The organism is Erythrobacter sp. (assembly GCF_023653175.1).
Classification (GTDB): domain Bacteria; phylum Pseudomonadota; class Alphaproteobacteria; order Sphingomonadales; family Sphingomonadaceae; genus Erythrobacter.
The window spans coordinates 30907-47843 of record NZ_JAMNXL010000008.1 but is presented as its reverse complement, the minus strand read 5'-3'; the positions used below and the strand labels follow the sequence as shown (position 1 = coordinate 47843).

General features: G+C 65.9%; 15 protein-coding genes, 1 tRNA gene and 1 pseudogene. 11 read left to right on the top strand and 6 right to left on the bottom strand.

All coding sequences use genetic code 11. The features are described from left to right. The first annotated feature begins 13 nt into the window (after nucleotides 1-13). Both NBV68_RS02105 and rpoH read left to right on the top strand, forming a co-directional pair. Nucleotides 14-952, top strand: a complete 939-nt coding sequence (locus NBV68_RS02105) for an RluA family pseudouridine synthase (RefSeq protein ID WP_296306812.1) — start codon at nucleotides 14-16, stop codon at nucleotides 950-952. Between the two features lie 114 nt (nucleotides 953-1066). Beyond that, nucleotides 1067-1972, top strand: a complete 906-nt coding sequence (rpoH, locus tag NBV68_RS02100; protein WP_296306807.1) for an RNA polymerase sigma factor RpoH — start codon at nucleotides 1067-1069, stop codon at nucleotides 1970-1972. A 542-nt stretch (nucleotides 1973-2514) separates the two neighbouring features. Here rpoH and NBV68_RS02095 read toward each other — a convergent pair. Then, nucleotides 2515-3544: pseudogene (locus NBV68_RS02095) on the bottom strand (amidohydrolase). A gap of 407 nt (nucleotides 3545-3951) precedes the next feature. Here NBV68_RS02095 and mtgA point away from each other — a divergent pair. From mtgA to NBV68_RS02065, 6 genes are all read left to right on the top strand, one after another. Further along, a complete protein-coding gene (mtgA, locus tag NBV68_RS02090) occupies nucleotides 3952-4623 on the top strand; it encodes a monofunctional biosynthetic peptidoglycan transglycosylase (protein ID WP_296306806.1) in 672 nt (223 codons plus the stop codon). A 90-nt stretch (nucleotides 4624-4713) separates the two neighbouring features. Beyond that, a complete protein-coding gene (locus NBV68_RS02085; protein WP_296306805.1) occupies nucleotides 4714-5676 on the top strand; it encodes a cation diffusion facilitator family transporter in 963 nt (320 codons plus the stop codon). Further along, nucleotides 5676-6263 carry a sigma-70 family RNA polymerase sigma factor gene (locus tag NBV68_RS02080; RefSeq protein ID WP_296306804.1) on the top strand — a complete coding sequence of 196 codons (588 nt, stop codon included), beginning with the start codon at nucleotides 5676-5678 and terminating at the stop codon, nucleotides 6261-6263. Before NBV68_RS02085 ends, NBV68_RS02080 begins: the two co-directional genes overlap by 1 nt. Next, on the top strand, nucleotides 6260-7039 hold the full coding sequence (locus NBV68_RS02075; RefSeq protein ID WP_296306803.1) for an anti-sigma factor: 780 nt from the start codon (nucleotides 6260-6262) through the stop codon (nucleotides 7037-7039). Before NBV68_RS02080 ends, NBV68_RS02075 begins: the two co-directional genes overlap by 4 nt. Nucleotides 7040-7271: 232 nt before the next feature. Continuing rightward, complete coding sequence (locus NBV68_RS02070; protein WP_296306811.1) at nucleotides 7272-7769, top strand: fasciclin domain-containing protein; 498 nt, start codon at nucleotides 7272-7274, stop codon at nucleotides 7767-7769. A 254-nt stretch (nucleotides 7770-8023) separates the two neighbouring features. Further along, nucleotides 8024-8581: a fasciclin domain-containing protein gene (locus tag NBV68_RS02065; RefSeq protein ID WP_296306801.1), complete on the top strand. Its 558-nt coding sequence runs from the start codon at nucleotides 8024-8026 to the stop codon at nucleotides 8579-8581. Nucleotides 8582-8716: 135 nt separating this feature from the next. Here the strand turns inward: NBV68_RS02065 and NBV68_RS02060 are convergent, their stop codons facing one another. The 3 genes from NBV68_RS02060 to NBV68_RS02050 form a co-directional block, all read right to left on the bottom strand. After that, nucleotides 8717-9250, bottom strand: a complete 534-nt coding sequence (locus NBV68_RS02060) for a DUF2939 domain-containing protein (protein ID WP_296306800.1) — start codon at nucleotides 9248-9250, stop codon at nucleotides 8717-8719. A 52-nt stretch (nucleotides 9251-9302) separates the two neighbouring features. After that, nucleotides 9303-10571 carry an ATP-dependent Clp protease ATP-binding subunit ClpX gene (clpX, locus tag NBV68_RS02055; protein ID WP_296306798.1) on the bottom strand — a complete coding sequence of 423 codons (1269 nt, stop codon included), beginning with the start codon at nucleotides 10569-10571 and terminating at the stop codon, nucleotides 9303-9305. A gap of 197 nt (nucleotides 10572-10768) precedes the next feature. Next, nucleotides 10769-11473 carry an ATP-dependent Clp protease proteolytic subunit gene (locus NBV68_RS02050; RefSeq protein WP_296306796.1) on the bottom strand — a complete coding sequence of 235 codons (705 nt, stop codon included), beginning with the start codon at nucleotides 11471-11473 and terminating at the stop codon, nucleotides 10769-10771. 161 nt (nucleotides 11474-11634) lie between these two features. Between NBV68_RS02050 and NBV68_RS02045 the strand changes: the two genes are divergently transcribed. After that, complete coding sequence (locus NBV68_RS02045; protein WP_296306794.1) at nucleotides 11635-13158, top strand: amidase; 1524 nt, start codon at nucleotides 11635-11637, stop codon at nucleotides 13156-13158. A gap of 137 nt (nucleotides 13159-13295) precedes the next feature. On the opposite strand, the gene tig is transcribed toward NBV68_RS02045, so the two are convergent. Together tig and NBV68_RS02035 are read right to left on the bottom strand one after the other, a co-directional pair. After that, nucleotides 13296-14864: a trigger factor gene (gene tig, locus NBV68_RS02040; protein WP_296306793.1), complete on the bottom strand. Its 1569-nt coding sequence runs from the start codon at nucleotides 14862-14864 to the stop codon at nucleotides 13296-13298. Nucleotides 14865-14927: 63 nt separating this feature from the next. Continuing rightward, nucleotides 14928-15012 (bottom strand) — tRNA-Leu (locus NBV68_RS02035). A gap of 136 nt (nucleotides 15013-15148) precedes the next feature. Between NBV68_RS02035 and NBV68_RS02030 the strand changes: the two genes are divergently transcribed. Both NBV68_RS02030 and der read left to right on the top strand, forming a co-directional pair. After that, nucleotides 15149-15460: a DUF3297 family protein gene (locus tag NBV68_RS02030; protein ID WP_296306792.1), complete on the top strand. Its 312-nt coding sequence runs from the start codon at nucleotides 15149-15151 to the stop codon at nucleotides 15458-15460. Nucleotides 15461-15524: 64 nt separating this feature from the next. Beyond that, entirely contained in the window at nucleotides 15525-16937 is a 1413-nt protein-coding gene (gene der, locus NBV68_RS02025; protein ID WP_296306791.1) for a ribosome biogenesis GTPase Der, read from the top strand.

The window sequence follows — 16937 nt, the reverse complement described above, 5'->3', positions numbered from 1 at the left end:
GTCCGAGCACGAAATCATCACCGGCAGCATCGAGAGCGCAGGACGCCTCGACAAGGCGCTGGCTGAGGCGACCGGCCTCTCCCGCGCGCGGGTGCAGGGGTTGATCGAGGAAGGCCGCGTCGATGTCGCCGGCAAGACCGTCACCTCGGCTTCGGCCAAGGTCGCAGCAGGCGCCGCGTTCCGCATCATCCTAGCCGCCGCCATGCCCGCTGCGGCGCAGCCCGAAGATATCCCGCTCGTCATCGCCTTCGAGGACCAGCATCTGATCGTGGTCGACAAGCCCGCGGGCATGGTCGTCCACCCGGCGGTGGGCAACATCACCGGCACGCTGGTCAATGCGCTGCTCCACCATTGCCGGGGCAATCTCAGCGGCATCAACGGGGTCGCGCGGCCGGGGATCGTCCACCGCATCGACAAGGACACCTCCGGGCTCCTCGTGGTCGCCAAGTCCGACGCCGCGCATGAAGGGCTGGCCGCGCAATTCGCCGCGCACACCGTCCACCGCCGCTATATCGCGGTCTGCGCCGGGCACCCCTCGGCCGCCGAAGGCACCATCGACGCGCGGGTCGGCCGTTCCGACGCGGACCGAAAGAAAATGACGGTGCTCCCCAACAATTCCTCGCGCGGGAAATCGGCGATCACCCATTACAAGGTGATCCAGCGGCTCGATGAGGCCGCACAGATCGAATGCCGGCTGGAGACCGGGCGCACCCACCAGGTCCGCGTTCACTGTGCGTCAATCGGCCATCCGCTATTGGGAGACCCTGCCTATGGCCGAACACCCCGCCAGCTTCGCCCGCTTCTCGAGCGACTCGGTTTCGCGCGGCAGGCTCTCCACGCCGCCGAGCTGGGCTTCCAGCACCCGCTCACCGGCGAAATGGTCCAGTTCCGAAGCAATTTGCCGCAAGACATGGCGGAACTGATCGACCAACTCAGCGGTAGTGATCGATGAAACGCGCATACATCCGAGGGATTATCGCGTATAACCCAAACCCGTGGCCCAGTTCGCGGGATGCCCATCAGGGGTCCTGCGCAAGCGGTCGACGCTAGAAAGGTTAGGTAACCAGTGGTAAAGTCAAAATCGCCTTCTGTCCCGGCCCTTAGCGGTGAGCAGAGCCTCAACCGCTATCTCGCCGAGATCCGCAAGTTCCCGGTGCTCACTGCCGAGCAGGAATACATGCTCGCCAAGCGCTATCAGGAACACCAGGATCCCGAAGCCGCCGCCCAGCTCGTTTCCAGCCACCTGCGGCTCGTCGCCAAGATCGCGATGGGTTACCGCGGCTATGGCCTGCCCGTCTCCGACCTGATTTCCGAAGGGAACGTCGGTCTGATGCAGGGCGTCAAGAAGTTCGAACCCGATCGCGGCTTCCGCCTCGCGACCTACGCGATGTGGTGGATCAAGGCGAGCATTCAGGAATTCATCCTGCGCTCGTGGAGCCTCGTGAAGATGGGCACCACCGCGGCCCAGAAGAAGCTGTTCTTCAACCTTCGCCGGATGAAGAAGCAGCTCGAGGCCTATGAGGACAGCGACCTGCGCCCCGAGGACGTGACCAAGATCGCCACCGATCTCGGCGTGCCCGAGCAGGAAGTGATCAACATGAACCGGCGCATGATGATGGGCGGCGATGCCTCGCTCAACGTCAGCTTGCGCGGGGCCGAGGAAGGCTCGGGCGAATGGCAGGACTGGCTGGCGGATGACCGCCCGCTGCAGGACGAAACCGTTGCCGATGCCGAGGAATCGCAGATGCGCATGGCGATGCTCAGCGAGGCGATGGAAAGCCTCAACGAGCGTGAGCGCCACATCCTCACCGAACGCCGCCTGACCGAGAAGCCCCAGACGCTGGAAGAGCTCAGCCAGGAATACGACGTCAGCCGCGAACGCATCCGTCAGATCGAAGTGCGCGCCTTCGAGAAGCTCCAGAAGGCGATGCAGCGGATCGCGGGTGAGCGGTTGTTGCCGGGGATTGCTTAAGCGCATCGCCTGAGCGCCTCGTCTGACGCGGGCATCGACACGCCGCAGTAGACTCCGCCAGATACATCACCCCATCGGCGCCCCCGGTCACACCCAAGTGACCGGGGGCGTCTTGCTTTGCCCGCCCGCATTGTTGGGGTCGCTTCATCGCAAGGCCGTATGCGGGTGGTCGAATATGGTGGCCCGGCAGTCGGCGGGGCAGCTTCATTCATCTCCGCTTTGTCACCGGGCAGTAAAGCGGGGAACGGCGGTTGGATCGGGGGTGCAGCCCTCGCCGCGCCGTCTGTCCCTCACAGGGCCAGTTGACGGCGATGAAAGCACGCGGAGCCGGTTGGATGGCGACCGGCAGGATGCTGAAGCGGCGGCGATTATTCGGGCGCGCCCTACACGCGGGCAGGCAGGCGTAGCGCCCGGTCGCGCATGGTCCGCGATGGGCCCTTCCTGCATTTCCCAACACGGGCGGGCGCTGCGAGCCTCTCCGCAGCGCCCACTTTCAAGACCCTCTGGCCCCGCAATGTTTCACGTGAAACATTTCGGGAACATTATTTCTTCTTCCCCGCCAGATCCAGCACCGCCGCGACCATCGCCCGCGCGCCGACCGTGATGCTTTCGCGCGGGGCGATCTGGAACAGCGGGGAGTGGTGCCCGGCAATCGCCGGCCCGCCTGCCTTGGCCGCCGCGATCCGTTCGGGCGTCGTTCCGCCGACCGCGAAGTAGTAGCCCGGAACGTTGAGCCCCGGGGCGACGAAATAGGTGAAATCCTCCGCGCCCATGTTCTGCTGCTCGTAGGGCACCACCGCGCCCTCGCCCAGCGCGCGCTTCATCACCGCGTTGAGACGGCGGGCGAGCGCGGGGTCGTTGATGGTGGTGGGCGTGCCGGAGAAGTGCTTGACCGTCACCGGCATGCTATCCGGCAGCCCATGCGCCTTGCCTATATTGACCGCGATCCGCTCGACCAGCGCGATCACTTTCGCGCGGGTTTCCTCGTCATTGGCGCGCACCGTCAGCTTGAGGTTCGCCTCGTCCGAGATGATGTTGTAGGCCGACCCCGCATGGAAGGCGCCGACCGTCACCACCACCGGCTTCAGCGGAGAAATCTCTCGCGAATCAATCGATTGCAGCGCAGTCACGATCTGCGAGGCGATGTAGACCGGGTCCTTGCCGAGATGCGGCGAGGCGCCGTGGGTACCGATCCCGGGCACCCGCACATCGAGCGTGTCCGAGCTCGAATACTGGATGCCCTCGGCGGCCGAAACCTTGCCGGTTTCCAGCTCCGCGGCGACATGGAAAGCAAGCGCATAGTCGGGCTTGCCGAAGCGCTGGTAGAGCCCGTCCTCCATCATCGCCTTGGCCCCGCACCCCTTCCTCGGCGGGCTGGACGACGAACATCAGCGTGCCGCTCCACTGGCCCTTCGTGGCCGCCAGCCGGCGCGCGGTGGCGATCATCGCGGTGATGTGCGTGTCGTGCCCGCAGGCATGCATGGTGGGATATTCCTTGCCGTCCTCGCCGATCTGCTTGGCGCGCGAAGCATAGGCGAGGCCCGATTTCTCCTCGACCGGCAGCCCGTCCATGTCGGCGCGGATCAGGATCAGCGGCCCCTTGCCGTTCTTGAGGATCGCGACCACCCCGGTGCCGCCCACGCCGGTCGTCACCTCGAGCCCGGCCGCCTTGAGCTCGGCCGCCATCTTGGCCGCGGTGCGGTTTTCGAGGAAGCCGAGTTCGGGGTTCTGGTGGAAGTCGAGGAAAAGCGGCGCGAGGTAATTGTCGTATTCCGCCTCGATCGCCTGCTTCGTCGCCTCATCCTCGGCAAGCACAGGCTGGGCGGCGGCGGCGGCGAGCGCGAGGGCGCTCGCGGCGAGGTGGAACAGGCGCATGTGTGAAGTCTCCCCTGATGTTTGACCGCAAGCTTGCCCCCCGTAGCGCGCACAGGCAAGCGCGGATGCTTCCCACGTCCCCCACGCTGCGCTAGAGCGAGCCCATGCTTTCCCTGATCCTGCGCTACACCGCCAAAGCGATCGCTGCCTTCATCGGGCTGACGCTGGTGCTGGTGGTGGCCTTCAAGTGGCTCCCCGTGCCCGTCACCGCGACCATGCTGATGGACGGAAACGGGATCACCAAGGACTGGGAATCGCTCGACAATATCGACCGCAATCTGGTCAGCGCGGTGATCGCGTCGGAGGATCAGCGGTTCTGCCAGCATTCGGGCTTCGACACCGAGGCGATCGAGCAGGCGATGCGCGAGAACCTCGAAGGCAACAAGATCCGCGGCGGCTCCTCGATCAGCCAGCAGACCGCCAAGAACGTCTTCCTGTGGCAGGGCGGCGGTTATTTCCGCAAGGGCGTGGAGGCGTGGTTCACCTTCTGGATCGAGCTGGTCTGGGGCAAGCGGCGGATCATGGAGGTCTACCTAAACGTCGCCGAGACCGGGATCGGCACCTTTGGCGCCGAGGCCGGATCGCAGCGCTATTTCGGGCACTCCGCTGCGCGCCTCAGCCGCGACGAGGCGAGCCGCATGGCCGCCGCTCTCCCCAGCCCCAAGAAGCGCTCGGTCAAGAGCCCCGGCGGCTGGCTGGCACGCCACGGCAACCGCATCGAGCGGCGGATCGCCACGGTGCGGCGCGACGGGCTGGATGCCTGCGTCTACAATTGACGGTTGTCTGGTGGTGGATCCTCATGCAACCAGAACGCGATCATCGTCGCGCGTGACGCGGGCCAAGCTTGCAGCTACAAGCGCCTGACGATGGCTCACGCGCACGCCCATAACCACCACGATCATGGCCATGGACACCACAGGCACGGGCATGGCCATGGGGGGCACGGGCACAGCCACGCGCCCGCCGACTTCGGCCGCGCCTTCGCGATCGGCATCGCCCTCAACACCGGCTTCGTCCTGCTCGAGGCGGCGGCGGGGCTGATCTACGGCTCGATGGCGCTGATTGCCGATGCGGGGCACAACCTGTCCGACGTGCTCGCCCTCGCGCTCGCCTGGATCGCCAGCATTGCCGCGCGCCAGCCTGCCTCGGGCCGCTTCACCTATGGCTACAAGAGCTCGACCATCCTCGCAGCCCTCGCCAATGCGCTGCTGCTGGCGGTGGCGATCGGGGCGATTTTGTTCGAGACGTTGCACCGCATGGCGAACCCGGTCGAGCCGCAGGGCCTCGCGATGGCGGCCGTCGCGGGGGTGGGGATCGCGATCAATGGTGCCACCGCGATGCTGTTCATGAAGGGGCAGGGCGACCTCAACATCCGCGGCGCCTATCTCCACATGGCCGCCGATGCGCTGGTGTCGCTTGGCGTCGTGCTGGCGGGGCTGGCGATCCTGTTCACCGGCTGGGCGTGGGTCGATCCGGCAGTGAGCCTGGTCATCCTTGCGGTGATCGCATGGGGAACCTGGGGCCTTGCGCGCGATTCCGTCGCGATGGGGCTGCTGGCGGCACCTGCGGGCATCGCTCTTGACGAAGTGAAGCGGCACCTCGCCAGCTTCGAGGGCGTCGCCGCGGTCCACGACCTCCATGTCTGGCCGATGTCGACCACCGAGGTCGCGCTGACCGCGCACCTTGTCATGCCCGGCCGCCCGGCCAGCGACAGCTTCCTGCGCGAGATCGCCGCGAGCCTCGAGGCGCATTTCGGCGTCCACCACGCGACTCTCCAGATCGAGAGCGGCGAGGAGCCTTGCGCCCACCCTTGCGGAGCGGATTGCTGATGGCCGCCCGCCCCCGCCCCTCCTCCGACGAAGCGCGCGAGGCGCTGCGCGATGCGATGGCGCGGCTGGCGGCTGGCGATCAGGCGGCGCTCGAGGAAATCTATCGCGCGACCCGCGTGAAGCTCTTCGGCATTTGCCTGCGTATCTTGGGAGATCGAAAGGAAGCCGAGGACGCCTTGCAAGACGTCTATGTCAATCTCTGGCAGCGGGCCGACCGCTATGACCCGACCCGCGCGAGCCCGATCGCGTGGTTGGCGGCGTTTGCGCGCAACCGTGCGATCGACCGGCTGCGCACCGGCAAGGTGCGCGGCGGCGCGGTGCCGGTCGAGGAGGCCGCACCGCTCGCCGACGAGACCCCGCTGGCCGATGCGCTGCTGGTCGATGCCGAGCAGGCCGCGCAGATCCACAAGTGCCTCGGTGTACTCGACGCGCGCACGCAGGGTCACATCCGCGCGGCTTTCTTCGAAGGCAAGACCTATGCGCAGCTCGCCGAAGCCGCCGACGTTCCCCTCGGCACGATGAAGAGCTGGATCCGCCGCGGCCTCCAGCGCCTGCGCGCCTGCCTTGAAGCGAGCGAGGCGGCATGAGCGGCACCGAACAGACCCCCGAAGAGGGCGTGACCCGCGACGATCCGATGATCGCCGCCGAATGGGCGCTTGGCCTGCTCGAGGGCGAGGAGCTGCTCGCCGCGCGCGGGAAGTATGCGACCGATCCGAACTTCGCCTGGCGCAAGGAATGGTGGGACGGCTGGTTCGCCCCGCTCTCCGACGCCATGCCGGGTGCCGAGCCGGGCGAGCATGTCTGGACCGGCATCACCGCGCGCGTGACAGCCGCGCAGGCCGCGGCGGGCGCTCCCGCAGCAGAAGGCGCGGCTGGCGCGAATGTCGTAGCGCTCGAGGCGCGGGTGCGACTGTGGCAGCGGGTGGCGGGCCTGTCCTCGATTGCGGCTGCGGCGCTGCTGGCATGGGTCGCGCTGACGCCTGCGCGCGCGCCCGATGCGCCCCCTGCCCAGATCGCCGCCGCAGCTCCCATGGTCGCCACCGTCCCGATCGGCGAGACGGGGCTCAGGCTCGACGTCACCTATATCCCTGAAAGCGAGCGCATGGTGGTCGCAGCGATCGGGCTCACCCCCGATGGCGTCCACGATCACGAGCTGTGGCTGGTGCCCGCCGACGGCACGCCGCTGCAATCGCTGGGCGTGGTCGAGCCCGGCGCGGTGCGCAGCATGACGCTGCCCGCCGCCGCGGTCGCCAAGCTGGGTGCAGGGGCCAGCCTCGTCCTCACCCGCGAGCCGATCGGCGGCAAGCCCGCCGACAAGGATGCCGGGCCCGTGGTCGCCAAGGGCGCCTTCAGCCGGGTCTGAGCGCCCTTCACTTCGGCGCGGGAAAGTGGCGCTTCAGCCCCTATCCCGACCCGCCCTCCGTCCGACACGCTCTCCCCGCCGTAACTGTTCGTGCAAGCGCCCCCTGCTTGCCAACGTGACACAATTCGACGGAGAACCCCACGTGACCCCCAAGACCAATCTGATCGCGCTCGCCGCTGCACTGGCTGCGACCACCGGCCTCACTGCCGCCCCGGCGCTGGCCGATCACCACATGGAGAAGAAGGCGGACGTGCCCACCGTCGGCGGCGCGCCGATGTATCCGACCAAGACCATCGTCGAGAACGCGGTCGCTTCGGCCGATCACACCACCCTGGTCGCCGCAGTCAAGGCGGCCGGTCTGGTCGAAGCGCTGTCGGGCCCCGGCCCGTTCACTGTTTTCGCGCCGACCAACGCCGCCTTCGCCAAGCTTCCCGCCGGCACGGTCGAGACGCTGGTGAAGCCCGAGAACAAGGCGACCCTCGCCAGCATCCTCACCTATCACGTGGTCCCGGGCAAGGTGGCCGCGGGCGAACTGATCGGGATGATCACCAAGGGCGGCGGCAAGGCTGAACTCAAGACCCTGAACGGCGGCATCCTGACCGCGCGCGTGGTCGGCGGCAAGGTCGTGCTGACCGACGCTGCGGGCGGCGCCGCCACCGTCACCCAGGCCGACGTTTTCCAGTCCAACGGCGTGATCCACGTGACCGACAGCGTCTCGCTGCCGGGCTGATCCGCTGGAACGCTTTGGCGCTGGCCCTCGCTCCCACCCCCCATTCCCGCGGGGGCCAGCGCTTCTCCGACCCCGTCCGGCCTTCCTCCAGGGCCGGGCGGGGTTTTTCTTTGGCATTTGCCATCGAATTACTGAAATCGACGAACGCGGTAAAATATTTTGTCAGACTTCATCTACCTTCGAACAGCCCGCGTATTTAAAATTGCAAGCGGGAGGGCTTGCTCTTGCGTTCAACTGAATAAGGAGATGATCTGATGAAGTCGAAATATGCCCTTCTCGCCCTCGCCGCAGCCACCATTGGTGCCACCACCGGGTTTGCATCCCTGCCTGTTCTTGCCCATCCCCATCACGCCACTGCGCCCGCCGCGCCGAACATCGTCCAGGTCGCAATGAGCACCGGGGTCCACAACACGCTGGTCGCCGCCGTCAAGGCCGCTGGCCTCGTCGACACCCTGCAGGGCCCCGGCCCCTTTACCGTCTTCGCCCCCACCGACACCGCCTTCGCCAAGCTGCCTGACGGCACCGTGGCCACGCTGGTGAAGCCCGCCAACAAGGGCACACTGACCGGGATCCTCACCTACCACGCGGTCGCCGGCAAGGTGACGAGCCGGGACCTGGTCGCGCTGATCAAGCAGGGCCACGGCGAGGCGGTGATCGAAACCCTCGCCGGCGGCGAGCTGACCGCGCGCCTTGCGGGCGACAAGATTATCATCACCGATGAAAAGGGCCGCGCCACCGCCGTGACGCAGGCCGACGTCGTGACGTCGAACGGCGTGATCCACGTGACCGACGGCGTGTTCCTGCCCGCCTAATTGCCCTGACAAGCTGGCGCTGCCCTTCGCCTTCCCCATCCCCCACCCGAGGGGGGCAACGCTGCTTGCGACCCCGTCCGGCCTTCCTCTTGGGCCGGGCGGGGTTTCAGGGCATGGGGGATCGAATATTTAGAGTTACTTGTCGTCGGGAAGGTCGATCTCGACCAGCCTCCACCCGATGCCATCGCGTTCAAAGACAAGCGCTGGGGGGTTCTCGACGTTCTTGGCGACCGGCATTGCCTTGAACCTCGAGATGCCCTCGCGTTCAATGGCCCAGTCAGCCTCTTCGGGAGACGCCTTTGCTTGAGCATCTGGCTTCTCGCCCGGACGAGTCAGCTTTCCGTTTCGCACCATTGATCCGATGCTTTCCGGGGTGACAAAACCTTCGACCATGGGGTCGATCATAGCCATTCCCAACGCAGCGCCTAGCTTTCCGAAGCCTTCGGTCTCCTCGGAAGCAAAGGTCGATGCCAGCTTCGCGCGCAAATCAGCCTTGAGAGCTTCTCGTACCCGCGGGAAATCGACCCGCTGGCGCAGTTGGCCTTCATCGCCTTCACGGGCTGCATCAGCAAGCTGCGTCATGGCATAGCCGGGCGAGAAGAAATACCAACCGCCCGCGCCCGCGATCAGCAGAGCAATCAAGCTCCCAAAGAAAACCCTGTTTTTCACGACACCTCCCTGAATTCATGGGAGGATGTCAGAAAATCAGGAGGGCGGCAACCTAGGCCGCCTCTTCCTTCTTCGCCGCCTCGCCGCCATGCACGCGGATCGGGTCTTTCTTGCCGGCGACCACATCGGCGTCGAGCACGATTTCGGTCACGCCTTCCATGTCGGGCAGGTCGAACATCGTGTCGAGCAGCAGGCCTTCGACGATCGAGCGAAGCCCGCGGGCACCGGTCTTGCGCTTGATCGCGCGCTCGGCGATCGCCTGGAGGGCGTCGTCGGTGAAGGTGAGTTCGACATCCTCGAGCTCGAACAGCTTCTTGTACTGCTTGACGAGCGCGTTCTTGGGCTCCTGCAGGATGGTGACCAGCGCGGGCACATCAAGGTCGTGCAGCGTGGCGATCACCGGCAGACGGCCGACGAATTCGGGGATCAGACCGAACTTGAGCAGATCCTCGGGCTCGGACTTTTCGAGCAGCTCGCCCACGCGGCGCTTGTCGGGATCGGCGACATGCGCGCCGAAGCCGATCGAGCGCTTCTGCAGGCGGTCGGCGATGATCTTGTCGAGGCCCGCGAAGGCGCCGCCGCAGATGAACAGGATGTTGGTGGTGTCGACCTGCAGGAATTCCTGCTGCGGATGCTTGCGCCCGCCCTGCGGCGGGACGGAGGCGGTGGTGCCTTCCATCAGCTTGAGCAGCGCCTGCTGCACGCCCTCACCCGAAACGTCGCGGGTGATCGACGGGTTTTCGGCCTTCCGGGTGATCTTGTCGATCTCGTCGATATAGACGATCCCGTGCTGGGCCTTCTCGACATTGTAGTCGGAGGATTGCAGCAGCTTGAGGATGATGTTCTCCACGTCCTCGCCCACGTAACCCGCTTCGGTCAGCGTGGTCGCATCGGCCATGGTGAAGGGCACATCGAAGGTGCGCGCCAGCGTCTGGGCGAGCAGCGTCTTGCCCGAGCCGGTGGGGCCGACGAGCAGGATGTTCGACTTGGCGAGTTCGACATCGCCAGATTTGCCCGAGTGCTTCAGCCGCTTGTAGTGGTTGTGCACCGCCACCGAGAGCACGCGCTTGGCCCGATCCTGACCGATCACGTAGTCGTTCAGGGTGGTGAAGATGTCCATCGGCGTGGGGATCTCGCCGTCTTTCTTGCCGGCGATCCCTGCCTTGGTTTCCTCGCGGATGATGTCGTTGCACAGCTCGACGCATTCATCGCAGATGAACACGGTGGGGCCGGCGATGAGCTTGCGCACCTCGTGCTGCGACTTCCCGCAGAAGCTGCAGTAGAGGGTGCTCTTGCTATCGGATCCGCTCAATTTGGTCATTCCTGTGTCCTCGAATCCGCGTAAGACCTTGCCGGAACACCCCGGGCGGATTCGTCAAGTGTATCGCGTGGCCCCCATGAATCAACACATGGTGCGCGATTTCGTGATGTTACCATAATGCCTGCCCTCGCCAGAGCGTGGAAAAGGCACGCTTTGCAGCATGCTGTCCCGTGCGGGGCCAGATCGGGGCGAAAGCCTTATTCAGGCGCGCCGCCCGAACCGTCCTCAAGGCCGGTTTCATCATTGTCGGGCCGGGTTTCGAACACCTTGTCGACAAGCCCGAAGGCGCGCGCTTCCTCGGCCTCAAGGAAGGTGTCGCGGTCCATCGCCTTCTCGATTTCCTCGAGGCTGCGGCCGGTGAACTTGACGTAAAGATCGTTCATCCGGCTGCGGATGCGCAGGATCTCGCGCGCCTGGATCTCGATGTCCGACGCCATCCCGCGCGCCCCGCCCGAAGGCTGGTGGATCATGATCCGCGCATTGGGGAGCGCGATGCGCATGCCCGGCTCACCCGCGGCGAGCAGGAAGCTGCCCATCGATGCGGCCTGCCCCATGCACACGGTCGACACGCGCGGCTTGATGTATTGCATGGTGTCGAAGATCGCGAGACCGGCCGTCACCACCCCGCCGGGCGAGTTGATGTACATGCTGATCGGCTTGGAGGGGTTCTCGGATTCGAGGAACAGCAACTGGGCAGTGATCAGCGAGGCCATGCCGTCCTCGACCTGGCCGGTGACGAAGACGATGCGTTCGCGCAGCAGCCGGCTGAAGATGTCGAAGCTGCGTTCGCCGCGGCTGGTCTGCTCGACCACCACGGGCACCAGCGCGCCCGTCACCGGATCGCGGGTGAATTGACCCTGGGTGCCGTAAGTCTCGCCGATGTTGCCGAACAGATCGATCATGTGGTGCCTTTGCCCTTGCTGCTGTCGAACTGGCTATGTCGGAGTGTCAGGGGCAATTTCAAGAGCGTTTACCTTGTTGATGTGAATTGCCGGAAGATGGCGTGCGGGCGGCGGGAGCATTTTGCCCTTGAGCCTTGCCGCGTACGTGGCAAACCGGGGGTATGAACCGCAAGAACCTCGCCCGCCCGGCGCTCGCCCTCCTGCTCGCCACCACTGCCGTGCCCGCGCTGGCGCAGGCCGATGACACGATCGCGCTGAAAGAGGCCCCGTCCGCCGCGATCGCCGAGACCGCTGCGCAGATCGAGCGGATCAGGACGCTCGACGATGCCGGGCCGATGCTCAATGCGGTCATCACCTTTAATCCCGATGCGGCCGCGGTGGCGGTCACCCAGACCGAGAAGCCGCTTGGCGGGCGCACCGTGCTGGTGAAGGACAATGTCGAGACCGCCGAGTGGCCAACCACGGCGGGCAGCCTCGCGCTTGCCGACAACGCCACAGGCCGCGACGCGCCGATGATCGCGGCTTTGCGCGCGGGCGGCGGTGTGGTGCTGGGCAAGACCAACCTCAGCGAATGGGCCAATATCCGCTCGAACAATTCGACCAGCGGGTGGAGCGCGGTCGGGGGCCTGACGCGCAACCCCTATGCCATCGACCGCAACACCTGCGGCTCTTCCAGCGGCAGCGGGGCAGCGATTGCCGCGGGCTTCTCCTGGGGCGCGATCGGGACTGAGACCAATGGCTCGATCACCTGCCCCGCAAGTATCAACGGCCTGGTCGGCTTCAAGCCGAGCGTCGGGATCGTCAGCCGCACCCACGTGGTGCCGATCTCGAGTACACAGGACACCGCCGGACCAATGACCAAGACCGTTGCGGACGCAGCCCTGCTGCTCACCGCCATCGCCGGGCCGGACGCAGCCGATCCGGTGACGCTGGAGGCAAGGCGCGTTGCCGACTACACCGCCGGGCTCGACACCGCTTCCTTGAAGGGGGTACGCGTCGGCGTGCTGCGCGGCGCGGTGGGGAGCCGCGCTGACGTGAAGGCGCTGTTCGACGCCGCGCTCGCCGACCTGACCCGCGCAGGTGCGGTGCTGGTCGATGTCGAATACGAAGCGCCCGGCGATCTGTGGCAGGCCGCGCTCCCGGTGCTGCTGTTCGAGCTGCGGGTCGAGATGGACAAGTATCTGAGCACCCGCCCCGGCACCGGCGGCCCGCGCAGCCTTGCCGACGTCGTCGCCTTCAACAAGGCGAACGCGGCAGCGGAGATGCGCTGGTTCGACCAAGGCCTGTTCGAACAGGCGCTCGCGACGACCGACGCGGAGGCCTATGCGAAAAACCTCGCCACCCTGCGCCGCCTGACCCGCGCCGAGGGGATCGACAAGCTGCTCGCCGACAACAAAGTGAGCTTCCTCGTCGCGCCCACGACCGGCCCGGCGTGGAGCACGGACCTCGTCAACGGCGACAACTACGCGGGCGGGATCGGCGCGGGCTATCTCGCGGCGATCGCGGGCTATCCGCATATCACCGTGCCGATGGGCGGGGTCGAGGGGCTGCCGGTCGGCCTCAGCATCATGGGCGGGCAGTGGCAGGATCATGATGTGCTGAAAGCAGGCGCAGCCTACGAAAAGGCGCGAACAGCCAAGCTGCCCGCGCCGACCTTCGAGCGGTGGAAACCGGCAGGGGAGTAAGCTGGGCTTGGATTCGTCCTTCCCCTCTGGGGAGGGGCACTGAAGCATCTGAGCCCCCAAACGAATGACCCCCAGCCGTTGCAGCGGCCGGGGGTCGATCAACAGGTCAAGCCTGTCACAAGAAGCAGGCGCAAGCCTTACTTCTTGGCAGCCGCCTTCTTGGCCGGAGCCTTCTTGGCGGGCTTGGCTTCGGCTTCCTCAGCCGGAGCCGCTTCCTTCTTGGCAGCCGGCTTCTTGGCGGGCGCCTTCTTGGCGGGCTTGTCTTCCGCAGCCGGCGCTTCCTCGGTAGCCGGAGCCTCGTCGGCAGCCGCTTCCTTCTTTGCCGGGGCCTTCTTCTTGGCGGGAGCCTTCTTCGGCGCCGGGGCCGCTTCCGCACCCTCTTCGGCTTCGATCGCGGCCTGAAGCTCCTCGACGGTCACTTCCCGCTCCGTGACTTCGGCCTTGTCGAACAGGAAGTCGACGACCTTGTCTTCATAGAGCGGTGCGCGCAGCTGGGCGGCGGCCATCGGCTCGGACTGGATGTACTGCACGAAGCGCTCGCGGTCTTCGGCGCGGTACTGCATCGCGGCCTGCTGGATCAGCATGCCCATTTCCTGGCTGGTCACTTCCACGCCATTGGACTGGCCGATCTCCGAAAGCAGCAGCCCCAGACGCACGCGGCGTTCGGCGATCGAACGATACTCGTCCTTCTCGTCCTCGATCTGCTTGAGCGCCTCGGCAGGGTCTTCCTCGCGCGCGGCTTCCTGCTGGAGCTGGGCCCAGATCTGCTGGAATTCCGCCTCGACCATCGTGCCGGGGACTTCGAAGCTGTGGCCCGCGGCGAGCTGATCGAGCAGCGCGCGCTTCATCTGGGTGCGGGTGAGGCCAGCGGTCTGCTGTTCGAGCTGCGCCTTCATGATCTCGCGCAGCTTCTCGAGGCTGTCGAGCCCGAGGCTCTTGGCGAAATCCTCGTCCAGCGTGGTCTCGCTCTCGACCTTCACCGCCTTCACGGTGATGTCGAAGGTGGCTTCCTTGCCCGCGAGGTGCTCGGCCTGATAATCGGCCGGGAAGGTGACGGTGATGGTCTTTTCCTGGCCGGTCTTCACGCCGACCAGCTGGTCTTCGAAGCCCGGGATGAAGGTGTTCGAGCCGAGCACCAGCGCTGCGTCTTCCGCCTTGCCGCCATCGAACTCGACGCCGTCGAGCTTGCCGACGAAGTCGATGATCAGCTGGTCGCCGTCCGCCGCCTTCTTCGTCTTGGCGGCGTCCTTGTAGCTCTTGTTCTGCGAGGCGATGTTGCCGAGCGCCTCGTCGATCTGTTCATCCGTCACCGGCACGACGAGACGTTCAAGCTTGAGGCCTGCGATGCTCGGCGCCTCGATGGTCGGCAGGACTTCGAGCGCGACGGTGATCGCCGCGTCCTTGCCTTCCGCATAGTCCTCGTTGAGGCCGACTTCGGGCTGCATCGCCGGACGCAGTGCTTCGTTGCGGATCAGCATGTCGACCGATTCGCGGATCGTGTCGCTCACCACCTGGCCATGCAGCGCCTCGCCGTGCATCTTCTTGACGAGGTTGGCGGGCACCTTGCCCGGACGGAAGCCGGGCATGCGCACCTGCGGAGCGACCTTCTTGATCTCGGCATCGATCTTCGCGGCGATTTCGCCTGCGGTGATGGTGATCAGATAGGCGCGCTTGAGCCCTTCGTTGACGGTCTGCTGGGTCTGCATGGGAACTGGTCTGGAGCCTTCTATGCTAGAATTCCGTAAGGCCGGGCCATCGGGTTGGCGAATTGGTGCGGGCGAAGGGACTCGAACCCCCACATCTTGCGATGCCAGAACCTAAATCTGGTGCGTCTACCAATTTCGCCACGCCCGCATGCCCGAACGAAGCCGCGCGGGGAAACCGGCTAAGGTACCCCGCGCGTATCAGCGTGGGCCCTTATCCCCCCTCGCCCAAAAGGGCAAGCGCAACACGCTTGAAGGCTTGCGGATTGGCGGATAAGGGCCCGCGCATGACCGAAGAAACCCCCGAAACCACCCCTGCCGCCACTTCCGGCGCAGACGTGCCCCCCGATCACCTGTCGGTCAATCCGCGCAGCCCGTTCTTCGATGCCGAGAAGCTCCAGCGCGGGGTCGGCATTCGGTTCAAGGACCGGGTGCGCACCGATATCGAGGAATATTCGATCTCCGAAGGCTGGGTTCGGGTGCAGGCGGGCAAGGCGGTCGACCGCAAGGGCCAGCCGCTCACGCTCAAGCTGACCGGCCCGGTCGAGGCGTGGTACGAAGACCTCGGCGAGAACCCGCCAGTCGCCCGGAAAGACTAGGGCCCAGGGCTGATCCGGCTCGCGGGTTGCCAAAACCACGATTTGCGCCCACTTGGCGCGGGTTATGTCCCCCGTCAAAAAACCCGAAGTCGTCATCATCGGCCGACCCAATGTCGGCAAGTCCACGCTGTTCAACCGGCTGGTGGGCAAGAAGCTCGCGCTGGTCGACGATCAGCCCGGGGTGACGCGTGACCGGCGGATGGGCGATGCCAACATTGCCGGGCTGCATTTCACCATTGTCGACACCGCCGGGTGGGAGGACGAGGACGAACTCAGCCTCCCCGGCCGGATGCGCAAGCAGACCGAGGCCAGTTTGGCTGGCGCAGATGCGGCGGTGTTTGTGATCGACGCGCGCGCGGGCCTCACGCCGCTGGACGAGGAAATCGCCCGCTACCTGCGCGAACAGGAAGTCCCCGTCGTGGTGGTCGCCAACAAGGCCGAAGGCAAGGGCGGCGAGGCAGGCGCCATGGAAGCCTATGCGCTGGGGCTTGGCGAGCCGCTCGCCATGTCGGCCGAGCATGGCGAGGGCATTGCCGACCTGTTCGGCGGGCTGTGGCCAATCATCGGCGCCAAGGCCGAGGAATGGGAAGAGGCGAACGACATCGAACGCGCGGAATATGCCGCGATGGACGAGGATGACCGCCCCTCCGGCCCGCTGAAACTCGCCATCGTCGGGCGGCCCAATGCGGGCAAGTCGACGCTGATCAACCGCCTGCTCGGCGAAGACCGCCTGCTGACCGGCCCCGAGGCCGGCATCACCCGCGATTCGATTGCGATCGACTGGGAATGGACCGATCCCAAATCGGGCGAGACCCGCGAGATCCGCCTGATCGACACGGCGGGCATGCGCAAGAAGAAGAACGTCACCGAGAAGCTCGAGAAGCTCTCGGTTGCCGACGCGCGCCGGGCGGTGGATTTTGCCGAAGTCGTGGTGCTGCTGCTCGATGCGACCCAGGGCCTTGAACACCAGGACCTCAAGATCGCCAGTCTCGTCCTCGAAGAAGGCCGCGCACTGATGATCGCGATCAACAAATGGGACGTGGCCGAAGACGCAAGCAAGCTGTTCAACGGCATTCGGGGTGCCTTGGACGATGGCCTTGCTCAGGTGCGCGGGCTGCCGCTGTTCGCGGTCTCCGCCAAGACCGGCAAAGGTCTCGACCAGATGCTCTCCGGGGCCTTCGAGATTCGCGATGCCTGGTCGAAGCGCGTCTCCACCTCCGCGCTAAACCGCTGGTTCGACGACGCGCTGGAAGCCAACCCGCCGCCTGCACCGGGCGGCAAGCGCATCAAGCTGCGCTACATCACCCAGGCGGGAACGCGCCCGCCGCGCTTCGTGATCTTCGGCACGCGCCTCGAGCTGCTGCCGACGAGCTACGAGCGCTATCTGGTGAACGGCATCCGCGCCAAGCTCGGCTTCGACGCGGTGCCGGTGCGCGTCACGCTCAAGGCCAACAAGAACCCCTACGCCAAGGACTGA